Annotated in this window: 15 protein-coding genes; 8 read left to right on the forward strand and 7 right to left on the reverse strand. The window is 55.0% G+C overall.

Going from position 1 to position 16078, the window contains the following annotated elements:
• Nucleotides 1–150: 150 nt before the first annotated feature.
• Both DA792_RS16465 and cysQ read right to left on the reverse strand, forming a co-directional pair.
• A complete protein-coding gene (locus DA792_RS16465; RefSeq protein ID WP_107721187.1) occupies nucleotides 151–951 on the reverse strand; it encodes a 3-deoxy-manno-octulosonate cytidylyltransferase in 801 nt (266 codons plus the stop codon).
• Nucleotides 951–1748, reverse strand: coding sequence for a 3'(2'),5'-bisphosphate nucleotidase CysQ (gene cysQ, locus DA792_RS16470; protein WP_107721189.1), 798 nt, complete (start codon nucleotides 1746–1748; stop codon nucleotides 951–953). The genes DA792_RS16465 and cysQ overlap by 1 nt, the downstream gene beginning before the upstream one ends.
• 132 nt (nucleotides 1749–1880) lie before the next feature.
• Between cysQ and DA792_RS16475 the strand changes: the two genes are divergently transcribed.
• Entirely contained in the window at nucleotides 1881–2699 is an 819-nt protein-coding gene (locus DA792_RS16475) for an ABC transporter permease (RefSeq protein WP_107721191.1), read from the forward strand.
• A gap of 6 nt (nucleotides 2700–2705) precedes the next feature.
• Here DA792_RS16475 and DA792_RS16480 read toward each other — a convergent pair whose 3' ends face one another.
• Nucleotides 2706–3317, reverse strand: a complete 612-nt coding sequence (locus tag DA792_RS16480; protein WP_107721193.1) for an alpha-ketoglutarate-dependent dioxygenase AlkB family protein — start codon at nucleotides 3315–3317, stop codon at nucleotides 2706–2708.
• A 212-nt stretch (nucleotides 3318–3529) separates the two neighbouring features.
• Here DA792_RS16480 and dnaK point away from each other — a divergent pair, with 212 nt between their 5' ends.
• The 3 genes from dnaK (at nucleotide 3530) to radC (ending at nucleotide 7543) form a co-directional block, all read left to right on the forward strand.
• Nucleotides 3530–5449, forward strand: a complete 1920-nt coding sequence (gene dnaK / locus DA792_RS16485; protein WP_107721195.1) for a molecular chaperone DnaK — start codon at nucleotides 3530–3532, stop codon at nucleotides 5447–5449.
• A gap of 82 nt (nucleotides 5450–5531) precedes the next feature.
• Entirely contained in the window at nucleotides 5532–6689 is a 1158-nt protein-coding gene (dnaJ, locus tag DA792_RS16490) for a molecular chaperone DnaJ (RefSeq protein ID WP_107721197.1), read from the forward strand.
• 86 nt (nucleotides 6690–6775) lie between these two features.
• Nucleotides 6776–7543 (forward strand): RadC family protein, encoded by a 768-nt coding sequence (gene radC / locus DA792_RS16495; RefSeq protein WP_107721199.1) that lies wholly within the window; start codon nucleotides 6776–6778, stop codon nucleotides 7541–7543.
• A 1-nt stretch (nucleotide 7544) separates the two neighbouring features.
• On the opposite strand, the gene DA792_RS16500 is transcribed toward radC, so the two are convergent.
• From DA792_RS16500 to secA, 4 genes are all read right to left on the reverse strand, one after another.
• Entirely contained in the window at nucleotides 7545–9116 is a 1572-nt protein-coding gene (locus tag DA792_RS16500) for a phosphate ABC transporter substrate-binding/OmpA family protein (protein ID WP_107721201.1), read from the reverse strand.
• A gap of 33 nt (nucleotides 9117–9149) precedes the next feature.
• Entirely contained in the window at nucleotides 9150–9641 is a 492-nt protein-coding gene (locus DA792_RS16505; protein ID WP_107721204.1) for a hypothetical protein, read from the reverse strand.
• Between the two features lies 1 nt (nucleotide 9642).
• Complete coding sequence (locus DA792_RS16510; RefSeq protein WP_159075300.1) at nucleotides 9643–10110, reverse strand: hypothetical protein; 468 nt, start codon at nucleotides 10108–10110, stop codon at nucleotides 9643–9645.
• 135 nt (nucleotides 10111–10245) lie between these two features.
• Nucleotides 10246–12948, reverse strand: a complete 2703-nt coding sequence (secA, locus tag DA792_RS16515; RefSeq protein ID WP_107721208.1) for a preprotein translocase subunit SecA — start codon at nucleotides 12946–12948, stop codon at nucleotides 10246–10248.
• Between the two features lie 179 nt (nucleotides 12949–13127).
• On the opposite strand from secA, the gene DA792_RS16520 reads away from it, so the two are divergent.
• The 4 genes from DA792_RS16520 to DA792_RS22465 all read left to right on the forward strand — a co-directional run bounded on the left by DA792_RS16520 (nucleotide 13128) and on the right by DA792_RS22465 (nucleotide 16050).
• Complete coding sequence (locus DA792_RS16520) at nucleotides 13128–13970, forward strand: peptidylprolyl isomerase (RefSeq protein WP_107721210.1); 843 nt, start codon at nucleotides 13128–13130, stop codon at nucleotides 13968–13970.
• A gap of 140 nt (nucleotides 13971–14110) precedes the next feature.
• Nucleotides 14111–15358: a bifunctional glutamate N-acetyltransferase/amino-acid acetyltransferase ArgJ gene (argJ, locus tag DA792_RS16525; RefSeq protein ID WP_107721212.1), complete on the forward strand. Its 1248-nt coding sequence runs from the start codon at nucleotides 14111–14113 to the stop codon at nucleotides 15356–15358.
• On the forward strand, nucleotides 15355–15753 hold the full coding sequence (gene mutT / locus DA792_RS16530; protein WP_107721214.1) for an 8-oxo-dGTP diphosphatase MutT: 399 nt from the start codon (nucleotides 15355–15357) through the stop codon (nucleotides 15751–15753). Before argJ ends, mutT begins: the two co-directional genes overlap by 4 nt.
• Nucleotides 15754–15909: 156 nt before the next feature.
• On the forward strand, nucleotides 15910–16050 hold the full coding sequence (locus tag DA792_RS22465) for a hypothetical protein (RefSeq protein ID WP_199908083.1): 141 nt from the start codon (nucleotides 15910–15912) through the stop codon (nucleotides 16048–16050).
• The last annotated feature ends 28 nt before the right edge of the window (nucleotides 16051–16078 follow it).

The following is a 16078-nucleotide window of genomic DNA, read 5'->3' on the forward strand; positions in this document are numbered from 1 at the left end:
TTGAACTTTGCCAAAGCGACCTTAATATTTTCCGCTCATAAGGTCAGCACTGGTCTTCAGCTTTCGCAGTTTATTGCCACAGTTTTACAACTGTGCCTTGTTAGCACACAGATACAGATCAAAAAACGATCATATGGCGTATAAATTCCCCTAAGATGCGCCCATCTCAGACAGCATTGCCTCAAGGCGCGGGACGTCTTCGGGGTTGTTCAACTCCCAAAATTGCCGCCCACGAGATTCGACCTCAACACAAAGAACAGGCCGCTCTTGTTCCAAAAAGCGGAGTTGCTCCAAACCCTCGAGGCGTTCCAATGGGCCAACCGGCCATTTCGGATAGGCCCCCAAGGCAGACGGACGATAGGCGTAGACGCCGACGTGGTGAAACACGGGCGTTTCGGCGTCATCCGCATAGGTTTGAGAGGTATAGGGAATCACCTCTTTTGAGAAATAGAGACCCTTGTGGTCACTGCCAAAGACGGCCGTCGTTCCGCCCACACGTCCCGCCCGCCGATCCTCAAGAAACCCGTTCAAAGCCCGGCCATCACACCGCAACACCGGAGTGGCAACCTCCGCTGTTGGATGCGCCCGCAAACCCGCCACAAGGTCTTCGACGAACCAAGCGGGGGTCAGCGGTGCATCACCCTGAAGGTTGACCACAATGTCATAACCGCCACCGAGATTTTCCAAGGCCTCAGCACAGCGTTCAGTCCCATTGGCGCAGGTCTCTGAGGTCATCACAACCTCTGCCCCAAAGGCTTCGGCAGCAGTGCGAATGCGGTCATCATCTGTTGCAACAACAACCCGATCCACACCGGACACCGCCGTGGCAGCATCCCAACTGCGCCGGATGAGGGATTTCGCTTCGCCCGTGGCCCCGGTCAATTCCACAAGGGGTTTGCCCGGATAGCGCGTTGACGCGTACCGGGCCGGAATCACAATCAGAACAGACATTAAGCCTCTTTCAGCTCCACGCCAGGAGCATAGGCAATGAAGAACGGATTGGCGTAATCTTCTTTGCCATAAGTCAGAGGCGTATGATCATCAAAGCGCACCACGTCCCCACCGGCTCCAAGCAAAACCGCATGCCCGGCAGCCGTGTCCCATTCCATCGTGCGACCAACGCGCGGATAAAGATCGGCCTCACCCGTCGCCACAAGACAGAATTTAAGCGACGACCCAGCAGATTTGCTGTCTTTTGCGTTGTATTTGGCAAGGTAATCTTCGGTCGCCTGATCACGGTGCGATTTCGAGGCAACGATCATCAAAGCGTCATTGTCCGGCGTCGACACCGAGATCTTTTTCATTTCACCCGGCGCCGAGACTTCGAACGGGCCAATTTCCTCATAGGACTGACCATTTGCATCGGTGATAAACAGGCGGTCCTTGGCAGGCGCGTAAACAACTCCGCGCAGTGGTACACCTTTTTCAACATAGGCAATGTTCACCGTAAAATCGCCGCGACGCTTCACAAATTCTTTGGTGCCATCAAGCGGATCGACAATCAGAAACGTGTCCGATTTCAACTCATGCGAGGCGGATTGCTCTTCGGTGATCAGGATCACGTCAGGGAAAGCCGCACGCAAACCTGCCGAAATCAATGCATCTGCCGCCTCATCCGCTTCGGTCACAGGACTTTCATCGGCCTTTGTTTTCACCTCGAAGTCATCGGCATTGTAGATTTCAAGGATCTTCTCACCAGCTTCGATCGCCAGACTGCGCATGAGGGGGATTAGTTTTTCGAAATCCAAGGCATTGCTCCTGATTAATATCACATGTGTTTTCATTGAAAGAAAACCTCAACAACCTTATGCTATGTGGACATAGGAACAACAAGAAATCCCGAAGAAACGGGCACGATTAACCTACAGGACACATGAACGATGTTTCATTACGCAAAAAGCCAAAGCGGGTTCTCAGCCGCACTGACAATCCTGAGGCTTATTTTCGTGAACACCGTGCGTCATGTCCGAAAATCACACGGAAATCCACTTCTCGGTTTGATTTCGAACATGACACAGGCCCTGATTCTCGTGTTCGTCTTTACCTTCATGTACAGCATCCTTGGCATTCGCGGCGTCGCGATCAGAGGGGATTTTATCCTGTTCATCATGTCGGGGATTTTCCTGTTCCTAACTCACAACAAAGCGATTGGGGCCGTTGCCGGGGCGGAAAACGCCACCTCGCCAATGATGCAACATGCGCCGATGAACACCGCCATCTCAATCGCTTCCGCGGCTCTCAGCACGCTTTACATCCAAGTCCTGTCGGTCGCCGCGATCCTCATCGTTTATTCGCTGGGCTGGGGGGGCGTGCATTTTCAGGATGCCGCTGGCGCTTTTGGCATGCTGCTTATGGCTTGGGCCTCCGGGTCTGCCATCGGCACTGTGGTTTTGGCGGCCAAACCGTGGGCCCCGCGCATGGTGGGGATCGTGCAAACGGTCTACACCCGCGCCAATATGTTCACCTCCGGCAAAATGTTCGTCGCCAATCAAACACCGGGCTACATGCTTGCCTTTTTCTCATGGAACCCCCTGTTTCACACCATTGATCAGGCGCGTGGATTTACCTTCGTCAACTACAACCCGCATTACAGTTCGGTGGTCTATCCCGCCGTCTTTTCGATGATCTTTGTCACCATCGGGTTGCTCGCCGAATTTTTCACCCGCAAGCGCGTGTCGCTTAGTTGGGGCGCGCGGTGATCGCGATCACGTCACAACGCGCAGAGTCAAATTGAGGCGGCCTCCATCGCGCAAAAGCGTGCTGGTGCCGGTCTTGATCCGATCAATGCCGTGATACAACAGGCGCGCCTCGCCCCTCATGACCACCACATCGCCAGACTGCAACCAAACGCTTTCCGTCTTGCCGCCTCGGCTCGCCTGACCAACCCGAAACAGCGCTTCATCGCCCAAAGAAATCGACACAACAGGTTGATCAAAATCTGCCTCATCGCGATCTTGGTGCATCCCCATTTTCGCACCTTCGCCGTAAAAATTGATCAAACAGCACTCAGGAGGCCGGTTTGTACCCGAAACCTGGTCCCAAATGGTGAGAATGCGTTGCGGAATGGGCGGCCAGCCTTGCCCCTTCGGATGCCGATCCGCATAGCGATAACCCGTTTTATCCGAGACCCAGCCAAACCGCCCCGCCGAGGTCATACGCACCGACATCGGCTTTCCATAGGGGGTCATTGGCGAAAAAAGTGGGGCACGCCGCGTCACCTCGCGCAGATCGTCAAGGATCGCCTTTTGATCCTCTGCCGCAATAAACCCCTTATAAATGCGCATCCCACGCAGACTTAAGGCCTTTGGTTGATCCATTTTCGCCTCCTTTGTCATTTTTCCTCTGAAATGACTCCATTTTTCCTGTCCTAGAGCGCCTCGCACAACTTGCAGGGGGCCAAACGCCTCCTTATATACGCCGAGAAGCAATGATCGGTTCGGATATTCTGATCGGTCAAGATCACTGGGATCAACGGCGGGTGCCAAAATGGGCCCCTCGTTTTAACATCGCCTAAGAGAGGATTTTGAGCATGGCCAAAGTCATCGGTATCGACCTCGGGACCACCAACTCCTGCGTTGCCATCATGGATGGTTCGCAACCCCGGGTTATTGAAAATGCTGAAGGTGCACGTACCACACCTTCGATCGTCGGTTTTACCGACAATGAACGCCTCGTTGGCCAAGCGGCCAAACGTCAGGCTGTCACCAACCCTGAGAACACAGTGTTCGCCGTCAAGCGTTTGATCGGTCGTCGCGTTGGCGACGCCGAAGTGGAAAAGGACAAGAGCCTCGTTCCCTACAACATCGTCGATGGCGGCAATGGTGACGCTTGGGTTGAAGTGCGCGGCGACAAATATTCGCCTTCGCAAATCTCTGCCTTTATCCTTGGCAAAATGAAAGAAACCGCCGAGTCCTACCTTGGCGAAGAAGTGACACAGGCCGTCATCACGGTCCCGGCTTACTTTAACGACGCCCAACGCCAAGCCACCAAAGACGCCGGTAAAATCGCTGGCCTCGAAGTGCTGCGGATCATCAACGAACCGACAGCTGCGGCTTTGGCCTATGGCCTCGACAAATCCGAAACCAAAACCATCGCGGTCTATGACCTTGGCGGCGGGACATTCGACGTGACCATCCTCGAACTCGGTGATGGCGTGTTTGAAGTTCAGGCCACCAACGGCGACACGTTCTTGGGCGGTGAAGATTTCGACATGCGCATCGTGAACTACCTTGCAGGTGAGTTCAAAAAAGAGCACGGCGTCGATCTGACCAAAGACAAAATGGCCCTTCAGCGCCTCAAAGAAGCTGCTGAAAAAGCCAAAATCGAACTGTCTTCGTCCAGCCAGACCGAAATCAACCAACCGTTCATTTCGATGGACCCGTCCTCCGGCACCCCGCTTCACCTCGTGGTCAAACTGACCCGTGCGAAGCTGGAAAGCCTTGTGAACGACCTGATCAAAAACTCGATCAAACCGTGCCAAGCCGCGCTCAAAGATGCTGGCCTGTCCACCTCTGACATCGACGAAGTCGTGTTGGTCGGCGGGATGACCCGTATGCCGAAAGTCATCGAAGAGGTGACCAAATTCTTCGGCAAAGAGCCGCACAAAGGTGTGAACCCGGACGAAGTGGTTGCCATGGGCGCCGCCATTCAGGCCGGTGTGTTGCAAGGTGACGTGAAAGACGTGTTGCTGCTCGATGTGACCCCGCTGTCCATCGGCATCGAAACGCTGGGTGGCGTGTTCACCCGCCTGATCGACCGCAACACCACGATCCCGACCAAAAAGTCGCAAATCTTCTCCACTGCCGAGGACAACCAGTCCGCCGTGACACTTCGCGTGTTCCAAGGTGAGCGCGAGATGGCCGCCGACAACAAAATGCTTGGCCAATTCAACCTCGAAGGCATCCCGCCCGCACCGCGCGGCATGCCGCAAATCGAAGTGACCTTTGACATCAACGCCGACGGCATCGTCGAAGTGGGCGCCAAAGACAAAGGCACCGGCAAAGAGCAAAAGATCACGATCCAAGCCTCTGGTGGCCTCTCCGATGAGGACATCGAGAAAATGGTCAAAGACGCCGAAGCAAACGCCGACGCCGATAAGGCCCGCAAAGCATTGGTCGAAGCGAAAAACCAAGCCGAAAGCCTCATTCACTCGACTGAAAAGGCCATCGAAGAGCACAACGACAAGGTCGACCCGACCACCGTTGAAGCCATCGAACTTGCGATTGCTGCGCTCAAAGATCAGCTTGAAACCGAAGACCCGGATAAAATCCGTTCGGGCATTCAAAACGTGACCGACGCTGCCATGAAGCTCGGTGAGGCCATCTATAAGGCCGAACAGAGCAAAGCGGGTGCAGGCGACGATGCCGACATGGATGACGGTCCGTCTTCCGTTGATGATGACATCGTTGATGCCGATTTCGAAGATCTCGGCGGCGACAAGCGCTCCTAACGCGTATCTGGGACCGATTGGCCGGTTCGACACCATCGAACCGGCCTCTCCCGTTTAGGGCGTTCCCGAAAGGATAAAATCCATGGCAAAACGCGATTTCTATGAGGTGCTTGGCGTCGAAAAAGGCGCGGATGCCGGGGAGTTGAAAAAAGCCTATCGCAAAAAAGCGATGGAATTTCACCCCGACCGAAACAAAGACAACCCCGAGGCAGAGGCCAAGTTCAAAGAAGCGAACGAAGCCTATGACACGCTCAAAGACCCCGATAAAAAAGCCGCCTATGACCGCTTTGGCCATGCTGCTTTTGAACAGGGTGGAATGGGTGGCGGCGGACGTCCTGGCGGCGGCTTTGGCGGCGGTCACGGCGATTTCTCATCGGCCTTCTCCGACGTCTTCGACGACCTGTTCGGCGATTTCATGGGCGGCCAGCGTGGCGGCCAGCGATCGCGTGCGCAACGCGGCTCTGATCTACGCTACGACATGCGCGTCACCTTGGAGGAGGCCTATCAGGGCGCACAAAAGACCATCAACGTCCCGACCTCTGTGGCCTGCACGGGCTGTAGCGGAACAGGTGCTGCGAATGGGGCCGAACCGCAAACCTGCCCGTCTTGTTCGGGCATGGGCAAGGTCCGCGCACAGCAAGGCTTTTTCACCGTTGAACGCACATGTCCAGCCTGTGGTGGACTTGGCCAAACGATCAAAGACCCCTGCCCCGATTGTCGCGGTGCTGGGCGCGTTGAAAAAGAGCGCTCGCTGTCTGTGAACATCCCTGCCGGTGTTGAAACCGGCACCCGTATTCGTCTCGCTGGCGAAGGTGAAGCAGGGCTTCGTGGCGGTCCTACAGGCGATCTGTATATTTTCATCGAGGTCCGCTCGCACAATCTGTTTGAGCGCGATGGTGTGCATTTGCATTGCTCCGTGCCCGTGTCTATGGCCACGGCGGCCCTTGGTGGTGACATCGAAGTGCCGACAATTGATGGCGGTCGCTCGCGTGTGAAAATCCCCGCCGGTAGTCAATCCGGTCGCCAAATGCGTCTGCGCGCCAAAGGCATGCCAGCGCTGCGCGGTGGCGGTCAGGGTGACATGTTCATCGAGCTTGCGGTGGAAACACCGGTCAATTTGACCTCGAAACAAAAAGAATTGCTTCAAGAGTTTGAAAAGCTCGGCGAAGACAACAACAACCCGGAAAGTTCTAGCTTTTTCAAAAAGGTAAAGACTTTTTGGGATAGCGTGAAAAGCTAAAGACCTAGGACTGGCGGCATAGATTTATGCCGCCGGTTAAAAGCCGTTAACTACTTTTTTAGCGAATCGTGGGATGGATTCACTCCATGACCACAACACCGCACCCCTCCGCGTTTCGCGAAATGCCTGACTGGCTCTTCGATCTCGAAGAAGCCCGTCCCGTTGTCCTCCCATCGCGTCCGCCAAGCTACCTACGCAATCATAAAAAGCATCTTCAGGATCGCTTTTTTGATGGTGGCGCTCAGGCGATGCCGGATTATGAGCTTTTGGAACTCATCCTCTATCGTGCCCTCCCGCGTATGGATGTGAAACCGATTGCGGCGGTACTGATCGAGAGTTTTGGTGATTTCAACCGGGTCATTTCTGCGCCCATTTCCCGACTTTTGGAGATTGAGGGCGTCGATCTCGCGGTGGCACAGGATTTGAAAATTGTTGAGGCGGCGGCGCATCGTCTGGCTCGTGCCCGCGTCATGCAGCGCCCGGTGATTTCAAGCTGGGATGCGGTTTTGGACTATTGCCACACAACCATGGCGCATCGAGAAACCGAACAGTTTCGCGTGCTCTACTTGGATCGTAAAAACATCCTGATCGCCGATGAAGAACAGGCGCGCGGCACGGTGGATCATGTCCCGGTCTATCCGCGCGAAGTGGTCAAAAGGGCGCTTGAACTCAACGCCTCTGCGCTCATTCTTGTACATAACCATCCCTCCGGCGACCCAACGCCATCGGATGCAGACATCACAATGACCAACCAAATCCGCGATGCCGCAGAGGCGCTGGACATTCAACTCCACGATCACCTGATCATTGGCAAATCGACAGAGCTGAGCTTTCGGGGGACGGGCTACCTCTGAACTATTTTAAATCTCTCAACCAGATTTCCACACGGCGATTGAGAGACCGGCCCCAAGCGACATCATCACAGGCGAGTGGCATGACTTCGCCATAACCTTGGACGGAAAATCGGACGCGGTCCGACTCAAAGGCCTCACCAAGCGCACGTTGCACGGCCAACAGCACAGCATTCGCACGCCGCTCAGACAACGTGCGGTTCACCGTTGCGGCCCCTTCCCCATCGGAAAATCCGGCGAACATCAATTCTTTGCCGTCATAGACTCCCGCCTCAATCAACTCCGCAAGCAAATGCACGTTGGACCGCGATTGCGCATCAAGGCCGATCGCCCCCCCTTCAAATCGAAACCCCAAGGTCAACCGTTTGGCCCCCTGCAGGGCCTCGGTAACATTCTGAAGATCGTCAAGCGAGATTTCGTCTCCGGCATGGGCGATGGCATTGGCAAACCGGCGTCCCTGATCACGGAATGACAGGTGATCCACCCCCTGATCCACAAAGGCCGTGCGCGCGACGATAACTTGTGCTGCGGGCGACACGGCAAATTCAAGAAACTCCCGCGCCAATTTCGGCAAACGCCGCGCGGGTGTGTAGAGAAAAACAGGACGGGTCAACGGATAGTCTTCGGTTTTGATGTCCGGTGCGATGGCTTGCGCCTCAAACCCACAAGCACCCGTCAACCCAAGGGACTTAACCGACCCGCCTGCTGACATCCGTCCCAATCCGATAGCATATGGATCATGCTCAACCGCAGCAATCAGAGCATCGTAATTGTCATGAATGGCCAACTCACCTGTCGCAGATGCCCCTTTCGCAAGGATCATCCGGCGAAATTCGCTCCCCTCTCGCAAATCATCGCGCATCACATGACGCGACACGGGGGCATCGGCACCGCCAACCTCAGTCCAGTTGGTGACAGACCCTGTATAAATATTGGACAAATCGGTGAGAGACAGCGCCTCAAGTTGGTTTGAGCGGGACACGACAGGCACCAACGCATCCAAGCCAATCACACGCGCCCGCAGGGGATTGGACAGATCGCCAACACCCGCCTCCTGAGCCAGAGATCGCTCCATCGGGGACACCTTGCGCAATGACACGACAACATCGGTGTTCTCAGATACGAGATCGGCAAACCCTTCGCCACTTGAGGTGGGCGCGATCAAAAATTCGCCAACCACCAAATCGTTTGCAGCGTCCAAAAGCAAAAGCACCGTTTGGCCATCCGCCGCCGCCTCTTCGTCCACCACGTAGCCATTGCGCAGGGCGAATGCTGTGATCAAAGCTGGAATAAGGCCCGACGTCCCCGTCGGATCACCAGACAAACGAATTTGGGCGTAATATCCGTCAAGTTCAGGACAGCCTGGCCCCTCACAGCGTACGCCTGTGCCATCGACCGTGAGAACGCCAAGATCGGTATCGACCCGATAGAATTCACCATCGAAACTCAAAAATGTGCCGGTGATAGAAATGGCTCCATCACGCGACAAAAGGTTTACGTCTTGGGCTTGTGCCGAGAGGGGCAAGAGCAAGGAAAGGGCCAATGCGGCGATCTTCGCCGCACTTTGACTGGACATGAGCGCTTAGCCTCGCATGAAAATCGGGTGCAATCAGTTGCTGGCGATTTTCAGCTCTGGGATCATATTTTTCAACTGGATAAAGTCACCAATCGCGTCACAATCCGGCATATCAATAAAAAAACTCTGGCCTTCCGCTGGTGCAAAGGGTGCGATTTCAAATATTTGCCCCCCAATTTGGCGGCCACAGGAGGCCTGTGTCACTTCGGCCTCAACAATCAACCCGACATGGGTCTCCGTTTCCGCCCAATCCACCGGGAAGGAATAGATCTGAGCGCGAGACGCATACGCGCCAATCTCTGAGCCCAATTCAATCATATATCCGGAATGCGATGCCCGAGCACTCTTGGGATCTGAGGGGGTTGCGCTCCAGATATGGCCCGCAGAGCCAAACTCGGCCCCGTTCTCGAACGCATGCAACTGAAATTGAGCTTCACCAAGCCACTGCAGAACGATGCGAGAATAGGTGTCGATGGTGAAGACATCCAAGCTGGCTTCAGCCTGTGCACCGGACGCAAGCGTCACCTCAAAACGCGCAGTTTTTTTGCAAAGCGGGCACGGACAAGGAGAACTCGCCATGGACATCCAAAAGGGCAGAAAACACAAGACCGGCATGAGAGAGCGTGACAGTTTGATTCGCAGCACAGGGTGCGGTCATGGTGAGGCCAACCATCGCATCAGCCATTGAAACGGCCTTTAAACTGACGGGGCACATAAGCTCGTCCGAAGGACGCATCGCATCAGAGATCACGGACGGAGACAGGTGATTTTGCTCCAAGGCGGCGACACGCATCAGGGGGGAATCTTTGATCAAGGGCCGCGGCTCAGCAATAGGAGGAAGCGGCACCATTGAGACCAAAGACGGCGTTTGCACGAAGGCTTCATCGGCAAGATCAATGCGCGCCGCAACTGCGCCCCCTTGCATCACATATCCGATCGCAAAGGCGACAGACATTGTACCCACAGCGGTTAAAACTTTACCCTTAGGGAGCATCACATTCTCCACCAAACCGTTGACCCTTTGTTAAGGATTTAGGCGGGAAATCTGATTTTTCTGAGGTCGCATCAGGGCAAGAAAAAGCCCGCCTCTGACAATCAGAAGCGGGCCAAGCCGGTGTAAGAGACTGATTTAAACAACGCCGTGGCAGTGTTTAAATTTTTTCCCGGAGCCACAAGGGCAGAGATCATTGCGGCCAGGATTGCCCCAGGTTGTCACATCCGCTTCATCAAAACCGGGCGCAGCATCGAGGCTCAACTCAGCGTCTTGATCGGGGGCAACGGGTTGTGCACCCGCCGTTGCCCCCGCTTGCTGTTCCACAAGCTGTTGCAACATCGTGTTGCGCTCTTCTTCGGTCATTGGACGCACACGCGACAGTTTTTGGGTCACTTCTGTACGCAAGCTGTCAAGCATGGTTTCGAAAAGCTGGAAGCTTTCGTTTTTATACTCGTTGAGCGGATCACGTTGTGCATAGCCGCGGAAGCCAACAACAGAGCGTAAATGTTCGAGCGTCATAAGATGCTCGCGCCATTTTGCGTCGATGGTGTTGAGCAGGAACTGCTTTTCGATCTGACGCATTTGATCGTCACCAAAGGCCGCCGTCTTTTCTGCCATCATGGCATCGGACTGTTCAACAATGCGATCAATAATCACCTCATCATCAACACCCTCTTCTTCCGCCCAGTCTTGCACGGGGAGGCCCATGTTGAGGGTCTCAACAATGGATTCTTGCAGTTTCGCAACATCCCACTGATCCGGATAGGATTTCGGCGGAATGGCCTCTGCGACCAGTTCTTCGATCACCTCGTGGCGCATATCCGCCACGATCTCGTTCACATCGGCGGCTTCCATGATGCCACGACGCTGGGAAAACACCACTTTGCGCTGATCGTTCATCACGTCGTCGAATTTCAAAAGCTGTTTGCGGATGTCAAAGTTACGGCCTTCGACCTTCGCCTGTGCTTTGGCGAGGGATTTGTTGACCCAAGGGTGCACAATCGCCTCACCCTCTTTCATCCCCAAAGACGACAGCATTTTGTCGAGGCGATCAGAGCCGAAAATCCGCATCAGGTCATCTTCGAGCGACAAGAAGAACAACGAACGGCCCGGATCACCCTGGCGCCCCGAACGACCGCGGAGCTGATTGTCGATGCGGCGGCTTTCGTGGCGCTCGGTGGCCAGAACATAAAGCCCACCAGCCTCAAGCACGCGCTGCTCTTCGGCGGCATGCTCCGCCTCGATTTGTGCGCGGATGGTGTCAGGATGAGCGTCTGGATTGGCTGCAAGCGCCTCCATCACCTTCATCTCAACGTTGCCACCAAGTTTGATGTCGGTGCCGCGCCCGGCCATGTTGGTCGCGATGGTCACCGCGCCGTATTTGCCAGCGTCCCCAACGATCTGTGCTTCTTGCTCGTGGTGACGGGCATTGAGCACATTATGGACGATGCCCTCTTTGGTCAGAAGGTTGGACAGGTCCTCAGACTTATCAATCGAGGTGGTGCCAACAAGAACCGGCTGACCTTTTTCGTGCGCTTCGCGAATGGACTCGACCACAGCGGCCAGTTTTTCTGCCTCCGTGCGATAGACCCGGTCATGTTCGTCGAGGCGTTGAATCGGACGGTTGGTCGGAACTTCGACCACACCGAGTTTGTAGATTTCCATGAACTCTTCGGCCTCGGTGGCCGCCGTCCCGGTCATGCCGGACAGTTTGCCATAAAGGCGGAAATAGTTTTGGAACGTCACCGACGCCATGGTGATGTTCTCGGGCTTGATCTCGACACCCTCTTTCGCCTCGATCGCCTGATGCAGACCCTCGGACAGACGACGGCCCGACATCATGCGGCCGGTGAATTCGTCGATCAACGCGACCTCACCATTGCGCACAATGTAGTGAACACCGTTCTGAAACAGCTTATGTGCCCGCAAACCTTGGTTCACGTGATGCACGATGGTGGTGCTTTCGGGATCGTAGAGCGTCTGACCCTCGGCCAAAAGACCCGCTTGATGCAGGCGCTGTTCTAGGAATTCGTTGCCCTCTTCAGTAAAAGTCACCTGCCGGGTTTTCTCATCAAGCTCGAAGTGCTCGTCGGTCAATTCCGGGATCAATTTGTCGATGGTCAGGTACAACTCAGACCGGTCATCGGAAGGACCAGAAATGATCAAAGGTGTACGCGCCTCGTCGATCAGGATCGAGTCGACCTCATCGACGATGGCAAAATGATGCCCGCGCTGAACCATTTCGCCCAGTTCGGATTTCATATTGTCACGCAGGTAATCAAACCCAAGCTCGTTGTTCGTGGCATAGGTCACATCACTGGCATAGGCCGCGCGTTTCTCGTCTTCTGGCTGTTGGCTATAGATCGAGGCACAGGTCATCCCCAGCGCTTCAAACACATTCGCCATCCATTCCGCATCGCGTTTGGCCAAATATTCGTTGACGGTCACGACGTGAACGCCCTGTCCAGACAGCGCATTGAGATAACAGGGGAAAGTCGCCACAAGGGTCTTACCCTCGCCGGTTTTCATCTCTGCAATGTTGCCTTCGTGCAGGAAAATCCCACCCATCAACTGAGTGTCAAAGGCGCGCAGCCCAAGCGCACGACGCGCCGCTTCGCGACAATTGGCAAAGGCCTCTGGCAGGAGCGCATCAAGGCTTTCGCCGTCCGCCACCCGCTTTCTAAATTCTTCGGTCTTTGCGATCAAACCGGCGTCGTCGAGCTTTTCAAACTCTGGTTCCAGCGCGTTGATTTTAGCCACGAGAGGGCGGGTCGCCTTGACCTTGCGATCATTAGGGGTCCCAAAAACCTTTTTCGCGAGTGTACCGATGCCCAGCATATTCTCTCCGCTCGATGCGTCCTGACAGGATCGTGTGAGAGGAGGGATTGCCCCAGTGCCATTCACCCCATAGAAACAGGCGGAAGGCTCCTCTTCAGTGACCTAAGGCGATGTAAGGGGCCACATCAACAGTGTCAACGTCGCGCCCCGATATGGGGACGACAGGAAGGATTTTCTCGATGAAATACCGCATTTCTGGTGCCGCAGCTCTCATTTCCGCCGCGTTTTTTGCCATGAGCCCGCTTCATGCCGAAGATGTGACCGCGCAAACCGTTGTCGCAACAATCAACGGCACGCAGATCACCGTTGGCCATCTCATCGCCGCGCGCCAGAGCCTTCCGCCGCAATATCAAAGCCTGACCGACGAACAGCTTTACGACGGCATTCTCAATCAGATCGTCCAACAGGAAATCCTCAAACAATCCGCGGGTGAAATTGGCGAAGCGCTGAAATACCAGATCGAGAATGAAGAACGCGTCGTGATTGCGGGCTCCATGCTTGAAATCATCGCGAAAGAGGCGGTGAATGACGCCTCCCTCAAAGCCGCCTATGACGCCAAATTTGCCGAATTTGAGCCGGGCCGCGAATACCACGCCGCGCATATTTTGGTGGAAACCGAAGATGAGGCAAAGGCCCTTATTGCCGATCTGGATGCAGGCGCAGATTTTGCCGATCTCGCACGCGAAAAATCAACTGGTCCGTCAGGTCCGAACGGTGGTGATCTGGGCTGGTTTGGCCTTGGCATGATGGTGCCCGAATTTGAACAGGTCGTCGTTGGCATGGAAGAAGGCACTGTCTCCGCCCCCGTCCAAACCCAATTTGGCTGGCATGTGATCAAACTGATGGAAACGCGCCTGTCCGAGGTGCCGCCATTGACCGACGTGCAGGATGAATTGGCTGCGGAAATCCAAGACAAAGCCATTCAGGACAAAATCGCCACGCTCGAATCGGATGGCTCCGTTGAGCGTGTTGATGGCATTGATCCGTCCGTGTTGCGGATGGATGATTTGCTCGCCAACTAAAGCCTTTTGCCCTTCATCTGAGGCATGAGTTCATTGCAAAAGGCCGACAACATCGCAATGTTGCATGGCGTTTTGCAAAGCTCTGTGCCTCAGCTTTTTCGCGAACGCTTTGAGATCGTTTTGTAGCAAGGACGCCGACCATGGCCAAAATCGAACACGTTTCCCCGCTCGCGCCCAAATCGGGCTTTCCCGAGTTGCCTGTCATCGAAGGTGTGCGCTTCGCAGCCTTAGAGGCGGGTGTGCGCTACTCTGGCCGCGTTGACGTGATGCTGGCGGAGTTGTGCGAGGGAACGGCTATGGCTGGCGTCTTCACCCGCTCCTCGACGCGCTCCGCAGCCGTGTTGGATTGTCAGGAAAAAATCGGCCTTGAGGGTCCTGGGAAAGCCGCGATTTTGGTCAACTCGGGCAACTCCAATGCTTTCACTGGCAAAAACGGCATGGACGCGGTGCAAAAGATCACCACAGCGGTGGCGGACGCCATGGGCATTGATCAAACCCGTGTCTTCACCTCCTCTACTGGCGTCATCGGCGAGCCCCTGAAATGGGAACGGATCACCGCCAAAATTGCCGATCTCGACGCCGCTTTGGACGAGGCCGGGATCAGCGCAGCCGCCCGTGCGATCATGACCACGGACACTTTCGCCAAAGGCGCCACACAGACAGTCCAACTTGATGGTGCGACCGTCAAAATCGCCGGAATCGCCAAAGGCTCCGGCATGATTGCCCCTGATATGGCGACAATGTTGTCCTATATTTTCACCGACGCGAATATCTCCCGCGATGTGCTGCAACAATGTATCTGGCTCGACAACGCCAAGACATTCAACTGCGTCACGGTTGACGGCGACACCTCCACCTCAGATACGGTCCTTCTGGCCGCGACAGGCAAGGCGGATATGGCTCAGATCACTGATTTCGCCGATCCGCGCGTTCACGCCTTCCGCGAAGGGCTTCATGCGGTGATGAAAGACCTCGCCATTCAGGTCGCACGTGACGGCGAGGGTGCGACCAAACTGATCGAAGTGCAGGTCACCGGCGCCAATGCCAATGGCCCGGCGCATCGGGTCGCGATGGCGATTGCCAATTCACCCTTGGTCAAAACCGCTGTGGCGGGTGAAGATCCGAACTGGGGTCGTATTGTTATGGCCGTTGGGAAATCTGGCGAGCGGGCCGAACGGGACCGTCTCAAAATTTGGTTTGGCGACATTCTTGTAGCTGAGGATGGCTGGGTGTCCCCCTCCTATTCCGAAGAGGCGGGTGCGGCCTATATGAAAAACGACGAGATTGTGATCCGAGTAGACCTCGGTCTCGACAATGGTACGGCCACCGTATGGTCCTGCGACTTGACCCACGGCTATATCACCATCAACGCAGATTACCGCTCGTGAAACTGGTTCTGGTTTCGGCAGTTGCCTTGATTGACGTCGAGGGGCGCGTGCTTTTGGCACAGCGCCCCGAAGGCAAATCCATGGCCGGTCTTTGGGAGTTTCCCGGCGGCAAAGTTGAGCCCGGCGAAACGCCCGAAGCCGCGCTTGTACGCGAGTTGCATGAGGAGCTTGGCATTGAGACCTGGAACTCATGCCTCGCACCGCTGACTTTCGCGTCACACAGCTATGATGACTTTCACCTGATGATGCCGCTGTTTGCCTGTCGCAAATGGAACGGTATTCCCCATCCGCGTGAGGGGCAGGTTTTGCAATGGGCCAAAGTATCTGAGCTTCGTGATTACCCGATGCCTCCGGCAGACGTGCCCCTGATTCCCATGCTGCGCGACCTTTTGTGAAATGCTGCAAAGCAGAAACGGAATATTCTGTGGCTATCGTCTCTGTTTGCACAACATTTGTGCTTAAATAACGGTTTTGTCTTAAATTTGTGAATGATTTTTAAATATTTATAAGTTAATTTATTTTTAACGTCATTTCATTTGGGGGCAAAAAAGATGATGCGTTCTATCTCCGTCGGAAAATACATTTCCGTCCAAGGTCTGTTTGTCGGTGAAACCACCGATGGAAACATCCAAGTTCGCGTTGGTGACAAAACCTTCGAGGGCAAACCCGTTTCCGCAAAAAAAGCCGCCTGACTTCATAAATCAGCGTGCAGAATAAAAA

The sequence above is a fragment of the Celeribacter baekdonensis genome, assembly GCF_003047105.1.
GTDB classification, from domain to species: Bacteria; Pseudomonadota; Alphaproteobacteria; order Rhodobacterales; family Rhodobacteraceae; genus Celeribacter; species Celeribacter baekdonensis_B.

Excerpts from the sequence above, each read along its gene's own strand:
- DA792_RS16465 (WP_107721187.1), bottom strand. The coding sequence starts at position 951 with ATGTCTGTTCTGATTGTGATTCCGGCCCGGTACGCGTCAACGCGCTAT.
- DA792_RS16475 (WP_107721191.1), top strand. The coding sequence starts at position 1,881 with ATGTTTCATTACGCAAAAAGCCAAAGCGGGTTCTCAGCCGCACTGACA.
- DA792_RS16480 (WP_107721193.1), bottom strand. The coding sequence starts at position 3,317 with ATGGATCAACCAAAGGCCTTAAGTCTGCGTGGGATGCGCATTTATAAG.
- dnaK (WP_107721195.1), top strand. The coding sequence starts at position 3,530 with ATGGCCAAAGTCATCGGTATCGACCTCGGGACCACCAACTCCTGCGTT.
- dnaJ (WP_107721197.1), top strand. The coding sequence starts at position 5,532 with ATGGCAAAACGCGATTTCTATGAGGTGCTTGGCGTCGAAAAAGGCGCG.
- radC (WP_107721199.1), top strand. The coding sequence starts at position 6,776 with ATGACCACAACACCGCACCCCTCCGCGTTTCGCGAAATGCCTGACTGG.
- DA792_RS16500 (WP_107721201.1), bottom strand. The coding sequence starts at position 9,116 with ATGTCCAGTCAAAGTGCGGCGAAGATCGCCGCATTGGCCCTTTCCTTG.
- DA792_RS16510 (WP_159075300.1), bottom strand. The coding sequence starts at position 10,110 with ATGCTCCCTAAGGGTAAAGTTTTAACCGCTGTGGGTACAATGTCTGTC.
- secA (WP_107721208.1), bottom strand. The coding sequence starts at position 12,948 with ATGCTGGGCATCGGTACACTCGCGAAAAAGGTTTTTGGGACCCCTAAT.
- DA792_RS16520 (WP_107721210.1), top strand. The coding sequence starts at position 13,128 with ATGAAATACCGCATTTCTGGTGCCGCAGCTCTCATTTCCGCCGCGTTT.
- argJ (WP_107721212.1), top strand. The coding sequence starts at position 14,111 with ATGGCCAAAATCGAACACGTTTCCCCGCTCGCGCCCAAATCGGGCTTT.
- DA792_RS22465 (WP_199908083.1), top strand. The coding sequence starts at position 15,910 with ATGATGCGTTCTATCTCCGTCGGAAAATACATTTCCGTCCAAGGTCTG.